This window comes from Streptomyces sp. NBC_01445, assembly GCF_035918235.1.
Lineage (GTDB): Bacteria > Actinomycetota > Actinomycetes > Streptomycetales > Streptomycetaceae > Streptomyces.
The window spans coordinates 4,380,392-4,399,120 of sequence record NZ_CP109485.1 but is presented as its reverse complement, the minus strand read 5'-3'; the positions used below and the strand labels follow the sequence as shown (position 1 = coordinate 4,399,120).

The 18,729-nt window shown below is 68.4% G+C and carries 20 protein-coding genes; 10 read left to right on the top strand and 10 right to left on the bottom strand.

Annotation, left to right across the window (positions count from 1 at the left end):
* Positions 1-99: 99 nt before the first annotated feature.
* Positions 100-1,503, top strand: a complete 1,404-nt coding sequence (locus tag OG574_RS19885) for a glycosyltransferase family 39 protein (RefSeq protein ID WP_326774331.1) — start codon at positions 100-102, stop codon at positions 1,501-1,503.
* A 141-nt stretch (positions 1,504-1,644) separates the two neighbouring features.
* Complete coding sequence (locus OG574_RS19880) at positions 1,645-2,763, top strand: glycosyltransferase (protein WP_326774330.1); 1,119 nt, start codon at positions 1,645-1,647, stop codon at positions 2,761-2,763.
* An 86-nt stretch (positions 2,764-2,849) separates the two neighbouring features.
* On the opposite strand, the gene OG574_RS19875 is transcribed toward OG574_RS19880, so the two are convergent.
* From OG574_RS19875 to OG574_RS19860, 4 genes are all read right to left on the bottom strand, one after another.
* Positions 2,850-3,257 carry an SCO4983 family protein gene (locus tag OG574_RS19875; protein ID WP_326774329.1) on the bottom strand — a complete coding sequence of 136 codons (408 nt, stop codon included), beginning with the start codon at positions 3,255-3,257 and terminating at the stop codon, positions 2,850-2,852.
* Positions 3,258-3,348: 91 nt separating this feature from the next.
* Positions 3,349-4,560, bottom strand: coding sequence for a pyridoxal phosphate-dependent aminotransferase (locus OG574_RS19870; RefSeq protein ID WP_100598258.1), 1,212 nt, complete (start codon positions 4,558-4,560; stop codon positions 3,349-3,351).
* A 123-nt stretch (positions 4,561-4,683) separates the two neighbouring features.
* The gene (locus OG574_RS19865) at positions 4,684-6,282 is read right to left on the bottom strand and encodes an N-acyl-D-amino-acid deacylase family protein (protein WP_326774328.1); all 1,599 of its coding nucleotides are present in this window, start codon (positions 6,280-6,282) and stop codon (positions 4,684-4,686) included.
* Positions 6,283-6,491: 209 nt separating this feature from the next.
* Positions 6,492-7,790 (bottom strand): amino acid deaminase, encoded by a 1,299-nt coding sequence (locus tag OG574_RS19860; RefSeq protein WP_326774327.1) that lies wholly within the window; start codon positions 7,788-7,790, stop codon positions 6,492-6,494.
* A 152-nt stretch (positions 7,791-7,942) separates the two neighbouring features.
* Between OG574_RS19860 and OG574_RS19855 the strand changes: the two genes are divergently transcribed.
* The 4 genes from OG574_RS19855 to OG574_RS19840 all read left to right on the top strand — a co-directional run bounded on the left by OG574_RS19855 (position 7,943) and on the right by OG574_RS19840 (position 11,816).
* On the top strand, positions 7,943-8,995 hold the full coding sequence (locus OG574_RS19855; protein ID WP_326774326.1) for a sugar kinase: 1,053 nt from the start codon (positions 7,943-7,945) through the stop codon (positions 8,993-8,995).
* Positions 8,992-9,804, top strand: a complete 813-nt coding sequence (locus OG574_RS19850; protein WP_326774325.1) for an IclR family transcriptional regulator — start codon at positions 8,992-8,994, stop codon at positions 9,802-9,804. The genes OG574_RS19855 and OG574_RS19850 overlap by 4 nt, the downstream gene beginning before the upstream one ends.
* A complete protein-coding gene (locus OG574_RS19845) occupies positions 9,801-10,211 on the top strand; it encodes a RidA family protein (protein ID WP_100598214.1) in 411 nt (136 codons plus the stop codon). The genes OG574_RS19850 and OG574_RS19845 overlap by 4 nt, the downstream gene beginning before the upstream one ends.
* Before the next feature lie 123 nt (positions 10,212-10,334).
* Positions 10,335-11,816, top strand: a complete 1,482-nt coding sequence (locus tag OG574_RS19840) for a GntP family permease (RefSeq protein WP_326774324.1) — start codon at positions 10,335-10,337, stop codon at positions 11,814-11,816.
* 67 nt (positions 11,817-11,883) lie between these two features.
* Here OG574_RS19840 and OG574_RS19835 read toward each other — a convergent pair whose 3' ends face one another.
* Positions 11,884-12,243 carry a hypothetical protein gene (locus OG574_RS19835; protein WP_326774323.1) on the bottom strand — a complete coding sequence of 120 codons (360 nt, stop codon included), beginning with the start codon at positions 12,241-12,243 and terminating at the stop codon, positions 11,884-11,886.
* A 161-nt stretch (positions 12,244-12,404) separates the two neighbouring features.
* On the opposite strand from OG574_RS19835, the gene OG574_RS19830 reads away from it, so the two are divergent.
* Genes OG574_RS19830 through OG574_RS19820 form a run of 3 tightly spaced genes read left to right on the top strand, consistent with a single transcriptional unit; the run spans position 12,405 to position 15,078 of the window.
* Positions 12,405-12,938: a hypothetical protein gene (locus tag OG574_RS19830; RefSeq protein WP_326774322.1), complete on the top strand. Its 534-nt coding sequence runs from the start codon at positions 12,405-12,407 to the stop codon at positions 12,936-12,938.
* A gap of 60 nt (positions 12,939-12,998) precedes the next feature.
* A complete protein-coding gene (locus tag OG574_RS19825) occupies positions 12,999-14,351 on the top strand; it encodes an Nramp family divalent metal transporter (RefSeq protein ID WP_326774321.1) in 1,353 nt (450 codons plus the stop codon).
* 25 nt (positions 14,352-14,376) lie between these two features.
* On the top strand, positions 14,377-15,078 hold the full coding sequence (locus tag OG574_RS19820; RefSeq protein WP_326774320.1) for a hypothetical protein: 702 nt from the start codon (positions 14,377-14,379) through the stop codon (positions 15,076-15,078).
* Here the strand turns inward: OG574_RS19820 and OG574_RS19815 are convergent.
* Complete coding sequence (locus OG574_RS19815) at positions 15,066-15,257, bottom strand: hypothetical protein (RefSeq protein ID WP_326774319.1); 192 nt, start codon at positions 15,255-15,257, stop codon at positions 15,066-15,068. The two genes, OG574_RS19820 and OG574_RS19815, sit on opposite strands and share 13 nt — an antisense overlap.
* A gap of 11 nt (positions 15,258-15,268) precedes the next feature.
* On the bottom strand, positions 15,269-16,120 hold the full coding sequence (locus OG574_RS19810; RefSeq protein ID WP_326774318.1) for a helix-turn-helix domain-containing protein: 852 nt from the start codon (positions 16,118-16,120) through the stop codon (positions 15,269-15,271).
* Between the two features lie 254 nt (positions 16,121-16,374).
* On the opposite strand from OG574_RS19810, the gene OG574_RS19805 reads away from it, so the two are divergent.
* Positions 16,375-16,878 (top strand): ATP-binding protein, encoded by a 504-nt coding sequence (locus OG574_RS19805; protein WP_326774317.1) that lies wholly within the window; start codon positions 16,375-16,377, stop codon positions 16,876-16,878.
* Here the strand turns inward: OG574_RS19805 and OG574_RS19800 are convergent.
* The 3 genes from OG574_RS19800 to OG574_RS19790 form a co-directional block, all read right to left on the bottom strand.
* Positions 16,865-17,416, bottom strand: a complete 552-nt coding sequence (locus tag OG574_RS19800) for a hypothetical protein (RefSeq protein ID WP_326774316.1) — start codon at positions 17,414-17,416, stop codon at positions 16,865-16,867. The genes OG574_RS19805 and OG574_RS19800 overlap by 14 nt on opposite strands.
* 107 nt (positions 17,417-17,523) lie before the next feature.
* The gene (locus tag OG574_RS19795; protein ID WP_326774315.1) at positions 17,524-17,964 is read right to left on the bottom strand and encodes a hypothetical protein; all 441 of its coding nucleotides are present in this window, start codon (positions 17,962-17,964) and stop codon (positions 17,524-17,526) included.
* A gap of 332 nt (positions 17,965-18,296) precedes the next feature.
* A complete protein-coding gene (locus OG574_RS19790) occupies positions 18,297-18,725 on the bottom strand; it encodes a hypothetical protein (protein WP_326774314.1) in 429 nt (142 codons plus the stop codon).
* Positions 18,726-18,729: the final 4 nt, after the last annotated feature.

Here is an 18,729-nt window from a genome sequence, read left to right as displayed (position 1 = left end):
GTTTCCGTGACAACCCTTACCAGCCCTGTTCAGAACGCAGAGACTCAGCCGGAGACCACGAGGCGGAAAAGACCCCTTGGGGCATCTGTCGGTCTATGGATGTGGCCGGCGCTGACCACGCTGGCGATCGCGTTCCTCCGGATCGACGGCCCTCAGCTGGGCACCGATGAGCTCGTCACCTCGGATGTGGGCCGTCGCAGCATGGGCCAGACTCTGGCGATGCTGCAGAACGTCGACGCGGTGCATGCCACGTACTACGTTCTGATGCACGGGTGGATGGCCGTCTTCGGCTACTCGGAGACAGCCATGCGCATGCCCTCGGCGCTGGCCATGAGCGGAACAGCGGCTCTGGTGGCATTGATCGGGCGCAGGCTCTTCGACCCGCGTGCCGGGATGTGCGGCGGGTTGCTCTTCGCCCTGATTCCCGTCGTGAGCCGGTTCGGTCAGGAGGCTCGCAGTTACGCCCTGGTGGTCCTGGCCGCGACCTTGGCGACGTTCCTGCTGCTCCGTGCCCTCGATGCGCCCAGGCGCTGGTGGCGTTGGGCGGGGTACGCCCTGTGTGTGGCGGTCGTCGGACTGCTGCACCTGATCGCGCTGACCGTTCTGGCGGGGCACTTCGCCGCGGTCGTCCACCGATCCCGGCAGGAGGGTGGCGTCCTGTGGCGCTTCTGCCTCGCGGCTCTGGCCGGTGTGGCCGGTGTGATCCCGGTGGTCGTGCTGGGCACGTCGCAGGCGTCCCGCCAGCTCTTCTGGGTTCCTGAGCCGGACCTGTGGGGCCTGGCCGATATCTGGCCCCAGGTGTTCGCCTCCGGCCTGTGTGCCGGAGTGGTGATGACGCTGGCGGCCATGGCACGTAATGAGCGCCGCGATGCCCTTCTGCTGTGCTTCACCGTGGCCCTGCTGCCTCCTTTCGTGTTGTGGGCGGCGTCCCACGGGGATGTCTCCTACTTCCGTTTTCAGTACGCCCTGTTCACGGTGCCGGCCTGGACGGTGCTGGCGGGGGCCGGCCTTGCCCGGGTGGCGCGGTCCTGGCTGACGGTTGCCGTGGTTCTGACCGCGGTCGGTCTGCTCGTGCTGCCCGACCAGCGCAGGATGAGAGGGGAATTCGAACACGATGTCCCGCACAATGCGGACTATAAGGCAGCCGCGCGGACCATCGAAAAGTATTACCGCTCCGGGGATGCGGCGGTCTATGTCAAGGGAGCTCCGTGGATGCTCGACCAGGGAGTTCGTTACTATCTTCGACCCGGCCTGAAGCCGCGGGAAGTGTTCGTCGCCAAACCGGCGGCCGAGAACAATGAACTGTTTCCGGTTTATTGTCCGGCGCCGGTCGCGTGCTTGAGCGGCGAGCGTCGAATCTGGGTGGTGGTACCGGGAAATGATCCGGATCCCTTGAATGCGGTCCCCGCGGATCAGGCCAGGGCGCTGCGTGCGCAGTACACCACCTCCGGGACGGTCCCCCTCAGTGGTCTGACCGTCGCACTGCTGGAGCGTAAGCGATAGAGCCCGACCCCGCGCTGTGCCGCCGCGGGAAAAGTTTCGCGCGCCCTCCCTGCGTCAACTCGGCGCGCCTGCCTGGCCAGTGTTGTGCAGTCAGATGCATATCCGTTTTGGTGATTTACCTCAAAGAGCAGGATGAAGCCTGTGAAATCAACGATCTGCTTGAACATGATCGTCAAGAACGAGGCCCATGTCATCCGCCGCTGCCTCGAATCCGTGCGCCCTTTGATCGACACCTGGGTCATCCTGGACACGGGCTCGACCGACGGCACCCAGGACGTCATCCGTGACGTCTTCAGCGATCTGCCCGGCACCCTGCACGAGAGTCCCTGGAAGGGATACGACGGGAGCCGCAGCGAGGCGATCGACCTGGCACGCTCCGAAGCCGACTATCTGCTGTTCATCGACGCCGACGACCTGATGGAGGTGGAGCCCGGCTTTCGCATGCCGGAGCTGACTCATGACGCCTACCATGTCGCACTGCACAGCGGGACACTCATCCACTGGCGCCAGGCTCTGGTCTCGACTCGGCTGCCCTGGCGCTATGTCGGCGTCCTGCACGAGTACATCGAGTGCGGAACGTCGTACAGCCTCGGGACGTTCAAGGGCGCCAACATCCTCTCGGTGGGGGGCGGCGCACGCCTGAAGGAGGAGGGCCAGCGGAAGAAGTACCTGCGGGACGCCAAGATCCTTCAGAAAGGCCTGATCAAGGAACCCGACAACTCCCGCTACGTCTTCTACCTCGCCCAGAGCTGGCGCGATGCCGGAGAGCCGAAGAAGTCACTCGCCGCCTACGACCGCCGGGCACGCATGGGCGGCTACGCCGAGGAAGTCTTCTGTGCTCACCTCTACGCCGCACGGCTCGCGGCAGAGATCGGCCGGCCGCCGGCTGAGGTGATCGACCGCTACCTCCGCGCGTACGAGAGCCGTCCCTCGCGCGGCGCCGAAGCCCTCGGTGGACTCGCACGCTATTGCCGCATGAACGGCGAGCGCTGGCCACTTGCGTACATGTTCGCCCGGCAAGCAGCGCAGATTCCGTACCCGAAAGACACTTTGTTCGTCGAGTTCGAGTGGTACGAGTGGCACTCACTCGACGAACTCGCCGTAGCCTCCTACTGGATCGGGGAATACGAGGAGTCGGCGAAATGCAGCCAACGCCTCCTAGAGAGTGGCAAGGTGCCCGCCGATCACCTCGACCGGGTGACCCGCAACCTCGAATCGTCACGAGAGAAGCTGGGTTCGAGGGAACTCGTCGACGCCTGACCCGATCCGGCGGCCGCCAGGTCGTCAGGTGCGGTACATGAATGGCACCCGGTCCGCGCGCCTCCCCGGCCCGCGGACCGGGGCCGTCAGAGGGCGCCGACCAGTCGAGCGGGTGCGGCGGGGGTGGTGGCAGCGGTGATCGCCGCCGTGTGCACGTCCATCTGTTCGGCCGCGAGGATCGCGGCCGCCGTGTCGGCGCGGGACGCGGCCACCACCAGTGCGCGGCCCGCGAGGGCATGGGCGCGGCGGTGGAGCGCGAGTGCGGGTGCGTCGGTTCGGCCGGTGTGCCGGGCGGGCGGTGTGCCGCGCAGTCGGGCGACCTGGTCGGCGATGCGGTCACCCACCTCGCCCAGGCCGAGCTCGTCGGTGACCGCGAGCAGGGCGGCCAGGTGCCCCGCGAGCTGGATGTCGAGCTCCTCCTCGCGGGAGCGGTGCGGGAAGTCGCCGGCGTCGGCCATGGCATGGACCGACTTGGTGCGGATCGGCTCGTACATGGGATGGCCTCCAGGCGGGTAGCTTGAAGACCATCCTAGCTTAGATTCAGTCTAAAGTTGAGTCTTGTCCCCCGAGTGGGGCAAGCGGCCCTCAGGGCTGGCTGTAGCCGTCCAGGAAGCGGCCGATGCGGGTCACGGCCTCCGTGAGCTGGCCGACCGTCGGCAGCGTGACCACCCGGAAGTGATCCGGCTCCGGCCAGTTGAACCCCGTACCGTGCACGACCATGATCTTCTCGGCGCGCAGCAGGTCGAGGACCATCTGCCGGTCGTCCTTGACCTTGAACACCTTCGGGTCGAGCCGCGGGAAGAGGTACAGCGCGCCCTTCGGCTTCACGCACGTCACGCCCGGGATCTGCGTCAGCAGCTCGTACGCGGTGTCCCGCTGCTCCTTCAGACGGCCGCCGGGGAGCACCAGGTCGTTGATCGTCTGGCGTCCGCTGAGCGCCGCGACGACGCCGTGCTGGCCCGGCATGTTCGCGCACAGGCGCATGTTCGCCAGGATCGTGAGGCCCTCGATGTACGAGTCGGCGTGCGCGCGCGGCCCGGAGATCGCCATCCAGCCCACGCGGTAGCCGGCCACCCGGTACGCCTTCGACATGCCGTTGAAGGTGAGGGTCAGCAGGTCCGGGGCGATGGCGGCGGTCGGCGTGTGCGTCGCGCCGTCGTAGAGGATCTTGTCGTAGATCTCGTCCGAGCAGACCAGGAGGTTGTGGCGGCGGGCGATGTCGGTGAGGCCGCGCAGCATGTCGTCGCTGTAGACGGCGCCCGTCGGGTTGTTCGGGTTGATGATCACGATCGCCTTGGTGCGGTCGGTGATCTTCCGCTCCACGTCGGCGAGATCGGGCATCCAGTCGGACTGCTCGTCGCAGCGGTAGTGCACGGCGGTGCCGCCGGAGAGGGAGACCGCGGCCGTCCACAGGGGGTAGTCCGGCGCCGGGACGAGGACCTCGTCCCCGTCGTCGAGGAGCCCCTGCATCGCCATCACGATCAGCTCGGAGACGCCGTTGCCGATGAAGACGTTCTCGACGTCCGTCTCCACGCCCAGGGTCTGGTAGTGCATCATCACCGCGCGGCGGGCCGCGAGCAGGCCCTTCGCGTCCCCGTAGCCGTGCGCGTCGCCGAGGTTGCGGAGCATGTCCTCGAGGATCTCGGGCGGGCACTCGAAGCCGAAGGCGGCCGGGTTGCCGGTGTTGAGCTTGAGGATGCGGTGGCCTGCTGTCTCCAGACGCATCGCCTCCTCGAGTACCGGGCCCCGGATCTCGTAACAGACATTGGCGAGCTTCGTCGACTGGATCACCTGCATGCCCGTGAGCTTACGGGCGGCCATCGCGGGGCGCTCCGTGTTTTCGGACACGTGGGGCGGCGCGGGCGGGCGTCGTCGCGGGTGGGCGCGGGGGCCCGCGCCCACCCAGACCGTCCGGGGCGGTTACGCCGTTCTGCGGACCGACCGCCCCGCGAGGACATCCGTGCGGCGCCCGTCCTCCATCACGAACTTCCCGTCGATCAGGACGTGCGGGATGCCCACGGGGAGCGTGCGCGGGGCCTCGAAGGTGGAGCCCGCCGCGACCGTCTCCGGGTCGAAGAGGACCAGGTCGGCGCGGTAGCCCTCGCGGACCAGGCCGCGGTCGGCCAGGCGCAGGCGGGCCGCGGGGCGGGACGTGAGGTGGGCGACCGTCTCCTCCAGCGACATGATGCCGAGCTCGCGCGCGTACCGTCCGAGGTAGTGCGGGAACGTGCCGTACGCGCGCGGGTGCGGCTTGAAGCCCTGGAGGATGCCGTCGCTGCCGCCCGTGTGCACCGGGTGCTGCATGATCGCCCGCACGTTCTCCTCGTGGCCGACGTGCTGGAGGATCGTCGAGCCCAGCTTGTCGTCGATGAGCAGCCGGCGCGCGGTCACCCACGGTGCCTCGCCGCGCATGTCGGCCGACTCCTGGACCGTCCTGCCGACGCAGGACGCGAGCCCCGGGTCGGACACACCGGAGATCTCGATCGCGTCCCACTCGATGGGTACACCGTGGCAGCCGTCCGCCCCGATGACCTCCATGTGGTGCCGGATCTTCTCCGCGGTCGCGTCGTCCTGGAGCCGCTTCATGATCTCGTCGGGGCCGCCCTCGCTGGCCCAGCTCGGCAGCATCGCGACGAGCGTCGTGCTGCCCGGCGTGTACGGGTACGTGTCGAGCGAGATGTCCGCGCCGTCGGCGAGCGCCGCGTCGAGCAGGGTGATCAGCTCGGGTGCCTTGCCCTTGTTCACGCCGAAGTTCATGGTGGCGTGCGCGAGATGGAGCGGGCAGCCCGCCTCCCGAGTGAGCTCCACCATCTCCCGGTACGCGTCGAGCGCCCCGGCGCCGTACGAGCGGTGGTGCGGGCAGTAGTAGCCGTCGTACGTGGCCACGACCCGGCACAGCTCGGTGAGTTCGGCGTCCTTCGCGTACATGCCGGGCGTGTAGGTGAGGCCGGACGACATGCCGACGGCGCCCTGCTCCATGCCCTCGGCGACGAGCTGCCGCATGCGGTCGAGCTCCTCGGGCGTCGCGTCCCGGTCGTCCCAGCCGACCGCGTACATCCGTACGGTGCCCTGGGGGATCAGGTATGCGGCGTTGACCGCGATGCCGCGGTCGAGGCGGTCCAGGTACTCGCCGACCGTGCGCCAGTCGAAGTCGATGTCGGAACCGTCACCGTTCCAGCCGGTGATCGCGCGGCGGACCTCCGCGAGCGTGCGGTCGTCCACAGGCGCGTACGAGAGGCCGTCCTGGCCGAGGACTTCGAGCGTGACGCCCTGCGCGGCCTTCGCGCTGTGGTCGGGGTCGCGCAGCAGCGCCAGGTCGCTGTGGGCGTGCATGTCGATGAAGCCGGGGGACAGGGCGAGGCCGTGCGCTTCCAGCGTCTTCTGGGCCGAGGGGCGGGGGCCGCCGTCGCCCTCCCGGTGGATCGTGGTGACGCGGCCGTCCTGGATACCGACGTCGGCCAGGTAGGAGGCACCTCCGGTGCCGTCGATGACGCGCGCGTCGCGGATGACCAGGTCCATGTGGGTGTGCCTCTCTTGGGTGCGGGTGTTCGGGTGCGGGTGCGTTGTGGCTGGTCGCGCAGTTCCCCGCGCCCCTTGAAGGCATGCGCTGCGCGCAGCCTTCCCCGATGAGATGCCGCACGAAGTGCGCATCTCAGGGGCGCGGGGAACTGCGCGACCAGCCCCCACCAGAGCCGCACCCGAACACCCGCGACCCCGATGGCCGGCGCCTAGAAGAACGTCCGGACGTAGTCCACGACCGTGCCGTCCGCCTCGACGAGAGGAATCAGCTGCCACTTGTCGAAGGACGTGCACGGGTGCGACAGGCCCATGCCGACCCAGTCGCCCACCGCCAGGTCCTCGCCCCCCTCCGTGCGCACCCAGCCGTGCTGGTCGGACAGCCCCGTCACCGTCACACCGGTGGCCTCGCGCACCTCGCCCGTACGGGCGTCCCGCACGACCTGCGCCTCGGGCAGGTCAAGGTCGTACGCCGCGTCGCGCTTGCCCGCGTTCGTGAACGCCTGCTCCGCCGTCGGGCGCGAGACGACCTGCGCCCACAGCCGGAACGCCGGGTGAAGGGCGCCCTCCTCGGGGACCCGGTTGAACGGCGTGAGGTGCTTGTAGTGGCCGTCGTCGTGCGACACGTACGCGCCCGAGCGCAGCAACTTCAGGACAGGAGCGGAGAGTTCGGGCAGTTCGGCGAACGCCTCGGCCACCGCGTCGAACCAGGCGCTGCCGCCCGCGCTGACCACGATCTCGTCCAGGTCCGCGAAGCGGTTCGCCTTGTCGAACTCGACGAGCAGCGCGGTCAGGCGGCGCAGCCAGGCGCCCACGGTCTCGGGCGACGCGTCCGGCACCTCGCCCTCGTAACCGGCGATCCCGACCAGGCGCAGCGTGTCCGCCGCGGCGACGGCGTTCGCGATGTCGAAGCACTCGGCCTCGGTCCGCACGCCCGTGCGCGCGCCCTCGCCCGCGCCCAGCTCCACGACCAGGTCGACCGGCCGCGTGGCCCCGGCCTCGGCGAGGGCGGCGTCCATCAGCTCGACGGCGCGCACCGAGTCGACGTAACAGATGAAGCGGAAGCCGGGGTCGCGGTCGAGTTCGCCCGCGAGCCAGCGCAGGGCCGCCGCGTCGACGAGCTCGTTCGCGAGGAAGATCCGCTGGATGCCGAAGGCGCGCGCGATCCGCACCTGGTGCGGGACGGCGAGGGTGATGCCCCACGCGCCGTGCTCGATCTGGCGCTGGAAGAGCTGCGGCGCCATCGACGTCTTGCCGTGCGGTGCGAAGGCCAGGCCGTGGCGAGTGGCGTATGTCTCCATGAGCGCGAGGTTGTGCTCCAGGCGCTCGGCGGAGAGGGCGAGGACCGGGGTCGTGAAGCCGCCGGTGAAGAGGTTGCGGCGCTCGGCCGCGAGCTCGCCGACGGTCAGGCCTTCCGCGTCCGGGGGCAGCCCCTTGAAGCGGTGGTCGACCCGCTCGAGATCCAGATCCCTGAGCCGGGCTACGGCGTTGACGGCGCTGTCGGCGGCCATGGAGCCTCCTCGTAAGAAGGCCGTTGCAAATAATGCAACGGTCATTGCGTATGTCGCTTACTGCTGTCTAACATCCGAGCCAACGCCGGGTCAACGGAGCTGTTGATCCCCTCCGGGCGCGAGCCCAGATCCCACGAGGAGCCCGAACCACCGTGACCGCCACCGGACCTGCCGCCCCCGCGCACCACGCACCCGTGGATGTCGTCACGCTCGGCGAGTCCATGGTCACCTTCGTGCCGTCCGTACCCGGGCGCCTCGCCGACGTACCGTCCTTCGACCGCGGCATCGGCGGAGCCGAGTCCAACGTGGCGTGCGTGCTCGCCGCCGCCGGACACACCGTCCGCTGGGTGAGCCGCGTCGGCGCCGACGGCTTCGGCGACCACCTGGTCGACACGATCGGCGCGTACGGCGTCGACACCTCCGCCGTACGCCGCGACACCGCCCGCCCCACCGGCATCTACTTCCGCACCGCGGGCGACCGCGCCACCGACGCCCACGAGGTCGCCTACTACCGCGCCGGATCCGCCGCCTCCGCGATGAGCAGCCAGAACATGGACCTGGCCGCGATCCGCTCCGGCCGCGTCCTGCACCTGTCCGGGATCACGCCCGCGCTCTCGCCGGGCTGCCTCGACCTCACCGCGGACCTCACCGCCCGCATCCCCGCCGGCCGGCCCCTCGTCTCCTTCGACGTCAACCACCGCCCCGGCCTGTGGCCCCGCCCCGACGACGCCCGCGTCCTGCTCGACCTGGCCCGCGGCGCCGACCTCGTCTTCGTCGGCGAGGACGAGGCCGAGGACGCCTGGGGCATCACCGGCGGCCCCGATGCCATCCGCGCCGCCCTCCCCGAACCCGCGACGCTCGTAGTCAAGCGCGGCGGCGACGGCGCGGTCGCCTACGACGAACACGGCGTACGCCACACCGAGCCCGCCCCCCGCGTGGACGTCGTCGCCGCAGTCGGCGCCGGCGACGCCTTCGCCGCCGGCTACCTCTCCGGCGCCCTGCGTGGCCTGCCCGTACCGGCCCGTCTGCGCCACGGCCACCTCATGGCCGCCGCCGCCCTCACCACCCCCGGCGACCTCGCCGCGCCCCCGAGCCGCGCCCACGCCGACCGTCTCGCCGACCTCGACGACGCCTCCTGGGGCACACTGCACCTCGGCCCCGGCTGGACCGCCGACGGGGCCGTGGAGGAGGTACGTACGCCATGAGCCAGACAGTCGACCGAGCGCTGAGCATCCTGCCGCTGCTCGCCGAGGGCCCCGCCGACCTGGGCCAGGTCGCCGACCGCCTCGGCGTCCACAAGTCCACGGCCCTGCGCCTGCTGCGCACCCTCCACGAACACGGCCTGGTCTACCGCCAGTCCGACCAGCGCTACCGCCTCGGCGCGCGCCTGTTCGCCCTCGCCCAGGAAGCTGTCGAGAACCTCGACGTCCGCGAGATCGCCCACCCCCACCTGACCGCGCTCAACGAGAAGTGCGGCCACACGGTCCACCTCGCCGTGTACGAGGAGAACGAGGTCCTCTACATCGACAAGGTGGAGAGCCGCTACCCCGTCCGCATGTACTCGCGCATCGGGAAGCCGGTGGCCATCACGGTCGCCGCCGTCGCCAAGCTCCTCCTCGCCGACCTCCCCGAAGCCGAGCGCCGCGCCATCGCCGAGAAGCTCGACTACCCCACGTACACGGCCCGTTCGACCCCGAACGCCGGCGCCTTCCTCAAGGAACTCGCCGTCGTCCGCGAACAGGGCTGGGCCACCGACCTCGGCGGCCACGAGGAGTCCATCAACTGCGTCGGAGCACCCATCCGGGGTGCGGACGGCCGAGTCGTCGCCGCCATGTCGGTCTCCGCACCGAACGTGGTCGTCACGGCCGAGGAACTCCTCACCCTGCTCCCGCTGGTCCGCCGCACGGCCGACGCGATCAGCCGGGAGTACTCCGGAGCCGTACCCGTCTCCAAAGAGGCCCCCACCAAGGCCGCCGGCAAAGAAGCCCCCACAAAGGAAGTCACTTCACGATGACCGAGAAGACCGCGCTCACCCCCGCCACGCACACGACCCCGCCCGCGAAGTTCTCGCACGGTGTCAAGAAGGGCAACATCCTTCAGGTCGCGGGCCAGGTCGGCTTCCTGCCGGCCGTGGAGGGCCAGGCCCCCACCCCCGCGGGCCCGACCCTGCGCGAGCAGACCCTCCAGACCTTCGCCAACGTCAAGGCGATCCTCGAAGAGGGCGGCGCCACCTGGGACGACGTCATGATGATGCGCGTCTACCTCACCGACGTCGACCACTTCGCCGAGATGAACGCGATCTACAACGCGTACTTCGAGGAGCAGGGCCTCAAGGCCCCGGCCTCCGCCCGCACCACCGTCTACGTCGGTCTCCCCAAGGGTCTCCTCATCGAGATCGACGCGCTCGCCGTCCTGAGCTGACGCCTCCGCAACACCCGTAACCCGTACGTCGTCACGGTGCGGCGTCCACCCCCCCGGGGCGCCGCACCGCGATCAACCCTGCCCTGATCCTGAAAGTTTCATGGAATTACGAGGTCCCCCCTCATGCCCCTCATACCGCTCGCCGCGACCGCCCCCGCCCCCGCGCCACCCCACACCGGTGGTCTCCTGACGATCATCGGTGGCACCGCGGGCCTGCTCACCTGCGCAGCGCTCGGCATCATCCTTCTGCTCTTCCTGATCATCAAGGTCAGGCTCCAGCCCTTCCTGGCCCTCCTGACGGTCTCCATAGCCGTCGGCCTCGCGGCCGGCCTCTCCGTCACCGAGCTGTTCGGCACCGTCCAGAAGTCCGACGCCGTCTCCCTCATCGAGTCCGGCATGGGCGGCACCCTCGGTCATGTGGCGATCATCATCGGACTCGGCACCATGCTCGGCGCGGTGCTCGAAGTCTCCGGCGGCGCCGAGGTGTTGGCGTCCCGCCTCCTGAACCTCTTCGGCGAGAAGCGCGCCCCCCTCGCCATGGGCCTCACCGGCCTCATCTTCGGTATCCCGGTCTTCTTCGACGTCGGCATCTTCGTCCTCGCGCCGATCGTCTACGCGGCCGCCAAGCGCGGCGGCAAGTCGATCGTCCTCTACGCCATGCCGCTGCTCGCCGGCCTGTCGATGACCCACGCGTTCCTGCCCCCGCACCCCGGCCCCGTCGCCGCCGCCGGACTGCTCCACGTGCAGCTCGGCTGGGTCATCCTCATGGGCATCATCTGCGGCATCCCCGCCGTGCTCGCCGCCTGGGCCTGGTCCGCGTGGATCGGCAAGCGCATCTTCGTGCCCGTCCCGCAGGACATGGTCGAGGCCGCCGACGAGGCGAAGGCCGCGCTCGTCGAGGAGCAGCGCAAGGCCGGCGTGAAGCCGACCGAGAAGCCGGTCCCGCTCGGCACCGTCCTGGCGATCATCGGCACCCCGCTCGTCCTGATCCTCCTGGCCACGTTCTCCTCGATCGCCCTCGACCCCTCCACGGTCCGCTCGGTCATCGAGTTCTTCGGCCACCCCTTCGTCGCCCTGACGATCGCCCTGCTCCTGGCCTACTACCTGCTGGGCATCCGCCGCGGCTGGTCCCGCAAGTCCCTGGAGACGGTGTCCACGGCTTCCCTGAAGCCGGTCGCCAACATCCTCCTGGTGGTCGGCGCGGGCGGCATCTTCGGCGCGGTCCTCAAGGGCAGCGGCGTCGCCCAGGCACTCTCCGACACGTTCAACGACGTGGGCCTGCCCGTCATCGTCCTCGCCTACCTGATCTCCCTGGTCCTGCGCGTCGCCCAGGGCTCGGCCACGGTCGCGATCGTCACGACGGCCGGCATCGTCCTGCCCCTCATCGAGGCGGGCCACTACTCCCAGCCCTTCACCGCCCTGGTCATCATGGCCATCTCGGCGGGCTCCATCTTCGCCTCGCACGTCAACGACGGCGGCTTCTGGATGGTCTCGAAGTACTTCGGCATCTCGGAACGCGACACGCTCAAGACGTGGACGGTCCTCGAATCGGTCCTGTCCGTCGCGGGATTCGCGGTGGCGGCGGTGATCAGCCTGTTCGTCTAGAACAGGGGCTGTGCGCTGACGGCTGAGGCGTCGGGCCCACGGAGCAACGCTCCGCGGGCCCGACGCCTCACTGCGTGAGGCTTGCGATCCCGGAACAGTCGTAACCCCCCGAGGGTTCAGGCGCGTACACCCAGTAGAGCGCCACGAACTGCACGCACAGCAGCAACAGGGCAAGAACCGCGCACACGGTGACGGGCCAGGCACGCGCACGCCGAAACCCGTGCGCCACCAGCACGGCCGCACTGCAGAGGGGCCCAGCCCAAGCCGTGACGTACATCCGCGTCGAAGGCCCCAGATACCGGCAGTGCTGGAACGTGTCCCCGTCGAAGGACACATGGGCGGCCAACAGCGCGGCCGACAGGACGGTCAGCAGGACAGCGCCGGCAAGAAGGCCATGGCGACGGCGGGACGTTGTGGTGAGGCTCATCGTTTCCATCACCACCAGCCAACTATCTATGTGTTCCACGCGCTTCGCTCGGCACTTTTGGCGCCGAACTCACCGGCACACGGGTGACGGCGCGCAGTGACGACGACGTTCCGCAGGGCTGAGGCTCCCGCCCCACAGGCTCGTCCGCCATACTTCGCTCCGTGGAGCAGAGCATAGACACTCAGAAGGTCACGCCCGTAGACGCCGCCGGTGCCGACCCGGCCTCCGTCCCCGGCCTCATGCCCCCGCGCCAGGCCTCGGAGGAGAACGGTCTCTCGCTGGGCAAGGCGGAGCCGACGGAACCGGCGGAACCGTCGGATGAGCCGGACACGGAGTCGGAGTCGGAGTCTGTCTCCGGGACCGAGGACGAGCCCGCCGCGGACCTGACCGACGCCCCGACCGATTCCCCCTCCGCTGACACGGCCGGCCCGGACTTCACGGCCTCCGACCGCCGCGGCTCGATCACCGCGGACGCGACGGGCGTACGCCTCCAACTCGATGACCAGGAGGCCGAGTTCCGCTGGGACGAGGTCGGCGCGGTCGAGGTGGGCACGTCCCGGCGCCGCCTCACCGTCACGGTCCACACCCCGGACAGCCGCTGGTACCCGAACGACGTGGAGGCCCCGAACAAGGCGCGCGCCCAGGAGTGGGCGGACGAGCTCGACAAGGTCCTGGACGCGTACTTCGAGGACTGATCGGCGCCAGTTCCCGCAAGCCCCCTTGTCCGCCGCCCCGCTTTACGCTTCCTTGACGGTATGGCGGACACCACAGGCACCACAGGAACGGGAACCGGCACCGCTCACCTCAACTCACGCCCCCGCAAGTCGAGTTGGAAGTACATCGGCCCCGGCATCGTCGTCGCCGCGACGGGCGTCGGCGCCGGCGACCTGGTCGCCACGCTGATCGCGGGCAGCAACTTCGGCTACACCCTGCTGTGGGCGGCGGTGATCGGCTGTCTGGTCAAGATCAGCCTGGCGGAGGCGGCGGGCCGCTGGCACCTGTCGACGGGCCGCACCCTGTTCGACGGCTGGGCGAGCCTGGGCCGCTGGACGACGTACTTCTTCGTCGTCTACGTCGTCGTCTGGGGCTTCGTGTACGGCGCGGCGGCGATGTCGTCGAGCGCGCTGCCGCTCCAGGCCCTGTTCCCGGACGTGTTCCCGGCCGACTGGTCGATCAAGCCGTGGGCGATCATCTGCGGCCTGATCGGCCTCGTCTTCGTCTGGTTCAACAAGTACGCGGTCTTCGAGAAGGTCATGACGGTCCTCGTGGGCGTCATGTTCGTCGTCACGGTCTACCTGGCGATCCGGGTGACCCCGCACCTCGGCGACGCGTTCGCGGGCCTGCTCCCCGTACTCCCCGACGAGAAGGACTCGATCCTCAACACACTCGGCCTGATCGGCGGCGTCGGCGGCACCATCACTCTGGCCGCGTACGGCTATTGGGTCAACGCGAAGGGCTGGACGAACGCGCGCTGGATGAAGGTCATGCGCCTGGACAACCGGGTCGCGTACATCACGACGGGCATCTTCGTCGTGGCGATGCTCTTCGTGGGCGCTGAACTTCTCCACGCCTCGCACACGTCGATCGCGTCGGGCGACAAGGGCCTGATCGACCTGACGGCGATCCTCCAGGCGCAGTACGGCACGGCAACGGCCAAGCTCTTCCTGATCGGCTTCTTCGCGACGTCCTTCACGTCTTTGATCGGGGTGTGGCACGGGGTGAGCCTGATGTTCGCGGACTTCGTGGAGCGCTACCGCCGGACGCGCGTCCGCGCGGACCGGGTGTCGGTGACGGGCGAGGACGTGGCAACGGGCCGACGAGAGAAGGGCTGGCCGTTCCGTGCCTACCTCCTCTGGCTCACGTTCCCCCCGATCGTCCTCCTCTTCCAGGGCCAGCCGTTCCGCCTGATCATCTTGTACGGGGTCCTGGGCGCGGCCTTCATGCCCTTCCTGTCCCTGACCTTGATCTGGCTCCTCAACTCATCCCGGACACCCAGGGAATGGCGCAACAGCTGGCTGAGCAACGGCATGCTGGCGGTGGCGGGCCTGCTGTTCATCGTCCTGTGCGCGCAACAGATCTGGGACCAGCCGTGGTCGGAGTTCTTCTGACGAGCGTTCGCTAGGCTCCCGCGTCATGCCGAACATACGTGCATCGCGGCGTGACGCCGACCGGTTGTGGGGGGTCTTCGGGGTTGCCCTCGGGGCCACGTTCGTCGTGTGGATGGTGTCCTGGCTCGTCACCGGGATCTCCGAGCAGGACGAGCGGTGCGCCCAGGGAATGGTCGGTCCGGGTGGCCGCTTCCGCCTGGAGGAGAGCAGCTTCCCGCCCAACGTGAGCTGCGTGTACGAGGACGGCACGACCCTCTCCAGCGCGGGCACACTCGTCTGGATCTTCTGGGCGGCGGTCGTGGTCCTGACCGTGTCGGGCCTGGGCGCGCTCGCCCTGGAACTCACCGGCGTCCGCGGAGCGAAGGCGGCGTCCCGCCTGAGCAGGCTGGCGATCACCGGGGCCGCCGCACTGGCCGCCGTCTACGCCCTCGCGTTCTTCACCACGGGCTCCCCGAAGAGCGACCCCCTCCAGACCTGCTCGGCCTTCACCACGGGCATCTACGAACGGGCACAGTCGGTCCACCGCACGCCCTTCCCCGCGCAGACGACGTGCGTCTACGCGGACGGCAAGACGTACGACCTGGTCCCGGGCTGGATGGGGACCCTGGAATGGACGCTGCTGGCGGCGACGGTCGTGTGTGCGGCGGGGGCGGTACGGGCGGGCCGCTCCGCGGATGCGGGCGCAGGCGCCACTGCGCGAGTGACGGAGCCGGATCAGAGCAGGTGATCCGCCTTGCCGGCCTTGATGTCCAGGATCATCGCGCGGAGCGCTTCGCGGGAGTCGGTGAGATACGTTTCTTCGCCCCCGGCGACGGTGATGTAGGCGTTGCCGTCGGGGTCGGTGCCTAGGCGGAAGCAGCTCGCTCCCTCGCCGCAGAAGGGGTCTTCCCATGTGATGTCGGGCATCGGACTGCTCCTCACAGGTTGCGGGCGATGGCGTGGATGAAGTCGCGTGAGAGCGCAGGCGCCAGGGCGATGCGCTCCATCCAGTCCAAGTGGGCACGGTACTTGGCCAACTGCGCCTCATCCCCTAGGAATTCCGGACCATGCGAGCTGTCCACCTGGACAGTGTCCAGTTGCGGTACGGGACCTTCGAGGTAGTTCACCGTCTGCCCGGCCCCGGGGAACGTGCCCGCGGTGAACGGAATGATCAGCAGTTGCACATTGGGTCGCTCGGAGACCATCAGGAGATGGTCGAGCTGTTCGCGGGCGACCTTGGCGCCGCCGAACTGCATGCGCAAGGCGGCCTCATGGACGATGCCCACATACTCAGAGGCGTCGTCGCCGTCGAGAACTCCCTGCCTCTCGACGCGATAGGCGAGTCGTAAGGCCACCTCTTGCTCGGGCAACGGAGGCAGCACTGCCCGGAAGAGCTCTATGGCGTGGGTGCTGGTCTGAAGCAGACCTGGGATGTGCGACGTGTGGGTGGTACGCATCCGGGCGGCGTACGACTCCAGCTCGGCGATGTTGAGGAGGTCGGCGGACAGGGCACCGCGATATCGCTCCCACCAACCACGACCGTTGGGTCGGGCCATTTCGGCCAGCGCATCGACGTAGGCCGTGTCCGAGCAGTCGCAGTTGCAGGCGAGAGTGCGCAGCCGGTCGGGATTGATCGTGCGGATGCCGGTCTCGATGTTGGAGATCTTCGCCCGGTCCAGGCCGAGCAGCCCGGCGGCCTGCTCTGCAGTGACCCCGGCGGCCAACCGCATCTTGCGCAGCTCGCTGCCCAGGCGCTTCTGACGCTCCGTGGGCGTGGTCCTCGGTGGCATGCCACTCCTTCCGCGATGGTCGCCAGCAGTCTGCCGCTCCAAGCCGCCAAGTGGCCCTGGTCGGGTCAATTTCTCACGCAAGGTGGCAATGTAACCATGCAGCGCTCTACAGTCAGTAACGCACAAGCTACACAGAGCAGTTGGCAGTGCATCGCGCGAGCCTGCCCGCACGCTTCCTCCCTGGAAGGGTCGGGTTCGCGTCAGGGAGACGAGCCACCGACTGTTGCCCACTCCACCCCACAAGGGAGTTCGCCATGCCGGTCACCCTCTCCGCCTGCCCCGCGCACGCGGACCGTACGGCCCCCACGCCCGAGAACCTCACGTACAGCCTCACCCTCCCCTCCACGCTCACGTCACCCGCGATGGCCCGCGCAGCGACCCGCACGCTGCTCGCGGCGCACGGACTGCGCGACATCCTGGACGCGGCGCTTCAGGCGATCGCCGAACTGACAGCCACGGCCTGCCAATTCACCGCCTCGCCCGAGATCTACGTATCGCTGCGCTATCGCGAGGACGCGCTGCGCCTGATCACGTACGACAGCCACCCGCGCCACGCGAACGCCCGGGTCGCCGCGGCCTGCGAGGCCCGGCGCCGGGCGGCGTTGCGCCTGCTGGCCTGCGTCACCCGCACTTGTGGGGGTGACTGGGGATTCGGCCCGGCACGTGAACCGGGCGGCGGTACGCGCATGTGGGCGACGCTCCCGCGTACTGGTACGGCGTCGGCGTACGGCGGGCCGGGTGTGGTCAGTCCGCGGTGAACATCTGGGCGGCGTGCCAGGAGAGGACGCCCTGCACGCCGTGGGTGGTGATGGTCAGGTCCATGCGCCCGTCCCACCGGCGCTCGCCTATGCGGCTTCCCTCAAGATGGTTCAGGCTGACGGTCTCGATCTTCTTGGTGGGCGTGCAGTACATGTCCCGGCGCAGAGCCTTCGCACCGACGGCGTGGACGGTGAATTTGCCCGAACCGGCGCAGGCGAAGGTCAGTGAATACGTCCGGCTCTCGAGCATCGCGGCCTTCTCGGGGGACTGGTCGAGATCGCGGATACGGATGGTGGCGTGGCCGCCCTTGCGCAGGCCGAGCTGGTGAGCGCCGGAGACTCCGTTGCCGTTGCGCTGGTTGAAGGTGGCGGTCCCGCCCTCACGCGCGACGGCGGCATGGGCGGCGGCGGCCCACAGTTTGAAGGCGGCCGGCGACGCGGCCCGAGCCTCCCGAGCGCCGCTCGGCCCAAGAACACCCCACAGCCCGGCCCCGACAGCAACGGCACCCAACACGACCCCGCCGACAACCTTTTTCACAATCAACCCCCACCCTCGCGCGCCTGCACGGCGCGCAGGCGTAACGCGATTCTGCCGGAACACCCGAATCCCCCGCCCGCCGCCCCACCAGGCGCTACGAGGTCACGTCAGCGAGTGAACTGCTGCGGCAGACTCCCGGATTCCCACAACGAATCGAGACGGCGCAGGAACGCGGGGAAGTCCGTGACCAGCTCTCTTCGTTCGTCATGCGACAGGTGGTGCAACGGATCGTCGAACTGCAGGCCGTCGACATCCGGACAATTAGCTCGATTGTCGTTTACTTCATATGTGTGAGTGACGACCCAATAGTCGTCTTCCTCAACAGTGACTGCGCTAAAATCTCTGCCGTTCAACGACAGGGCAAAGAATTCAGGTCTGCCGATTGCTTCGCAAATGCGCGATGGTAGTTTTGAGGTGAGGGAGTATTGGGCACGGAACCATCCATCCCTCATGCTTCCCTTTCCCCATAGAATAATTAGGAACTCTCCAGGAAGCGGCGTGATTAGCGGCTTGGCGATGGTGTCCCAGAGCGTATCCAGCGTGTTCATCGAGTTCGCATCTTTGATGCCGACCGTAGCGGTGGGGCGGACGTTTCCGCTCGTCGCTGCGAGGATGGCGGTGTTCGGGTCGAGGGCCTCCTCTGGGAGCCCCTGTGGTAATGAGACCGCAACTCGCAATCGTCGACTCCCGATCGATCTTGCCGTTCTGATCGATCCGATGCTTCCCTGTCATGACCTCCATCTTTCCCTGGCCTCCAGGCAGTCGATCAACGCGACGGCCGAAGTTCAGCGACTGCGGAGCCACCGGTCAACGGGCTCAGATTCGGGAGCGGGGCTCAGCGCCGGTTTCGTTCCGATGTTCTCAAATGAACTCTCGTTGATCAAAAGTACTGCGAATCATCGAAGGGGTTCGAGATGTTCCCCCAATGGAAGTTATATGAATGGCTGGAGGGGTTGAATTCGGCACGCAGGCCGACATCTTGCAGCGGGAACTGCGTTCGAAGCCATCCGTCCATGGCCAGAGCTGAAACCTCGGACCGGAAGCTTGCCATCGGAAATGTGAGAGCCGTAACCCTGATGACCAAGTCTCCCGGATGGATTCGGTTCAAAGCGTCAGCGTGCGCGGACAGTCCGAATGAAAGCCATGCGGAGTCACGCCAGTTAATATCTACCGGCGGGGTCAGCCATAGATTTCGGTCAATCTGCAGCCGATATGTGTCGGGGAGGGGATCGCTCAAATTTTCGGCCGTAAGATCTGCTGCAAGCCCTCCCATCGGACTGCGCAGGCGGTACTTGTACGTATGTTTCATGTCG

Coding starts and splice junctions, on each gene's coding strand:
- OG574_RS19885 (WP_326774331.1), top strand. CDS start 100: ATGTGGCCGGCGCTGACCACGCTGGCGATCGCGTTCCTCCGGATCGAC.
- OG574_RS19875 (WP_326774329.1), bottom strand. CDS start 3,257: ATGTACGAGCCGATCCGCACCAAGTCGGTCCATGCCATGGCCGACGCC.
- OG574_RS19870 (WP_100598258.1), bottom strand. CDS start 4,560: ATGCAGGTGATCCAGTCGACGAAGCTCGCCAATGTCTGTTACGAGATC.
- OG574_RS19865 (WP_326774328.1), bottom strand. CDS start 6,282: ATGGACCTGGTCATCCGCGACGCGCGCGTCATCGACGGCACCGGAGGT.
- OG574_RS19860 (WP_326774327.1), bottom strand. CDS start 7,790: ATGGCCGCCGACAGCGCCGTCAACGCCGTAGCCCGGCTCAGGGATCTG.
- OG574_RS19850 (WP_326774325.1), top strand. CDS start 8,992: ATGAGCCAGACAGTCGACCGAGCGCTGAGCATCCTGCCGCTGCTCGCC.
- OG574_RS19845 (WP_100598214.1), top strand. CDS start 9,801: ATGACCGAGAAGACCGCGCTCACCCCCGCCACGCACACGACCCCGCCC.
- OG574_RS19840 (WP_326774324.1), top strand. CDS start 10,335: ATGCCCCTCATACCGCTCGCCGCGACCGCCCCCGCCCCCGCGCCACCC.
- OG574_RS19835 (WP_326774323.1), bottom strand. CDS start 12,243: ATGAGCCTCACCACAACGTCCCGCCGTCGCCATGGCCTTCTTGCCGGC.
- OG574_RS19825 (WP_326774321.1), top strand. CDS start 12,999: ATGGCGGACACCACAGGCACCACAGGAACGGGAACCGGCACCGCTCAC.
- OG574_RS19820 (WP_326774320.1), top strand. CDS start 14,377: ATGCCGAACATACGTGCATCGCGGCGTGACGCCGACCGGTTGTGGGGG.
- OG574_RS19815 (WP_326774319.1), bottom strand. CDS start 15,257: ATGCCCGACATCACATGGGAAGACCCCTTCTGCGGCGAGGGAGCGAGC.
- OG574_RS19810 (WP_326774318.1), bottom strand. CDS start 16,120: ATGCCACCGAGGACCACGCCCACGGAGCGTCAGAAGCGCCTGGGCAGC.
- OG574_RS19805 (WP_326774317.1), top strand. CDS start 16,375: ATGCCGGTCACCCTCTCCGCCTGCCCCGCGCACGCGGACCGTACGGCC.
- OG574_RS19795 (WP_326774315.1), bottom strand. CDS start 17,964: ATGAACACGCTGGATACGCTCTGGGACACCATCGCCAAGCCGCTAATC.
- OG574_RS19790 (WP_326774314.1), bottom strand. CDS start 18,725: ATGAAACATACGTACAAGTACCGCCTGCGCAGTCCGATGGGAGGGCTT.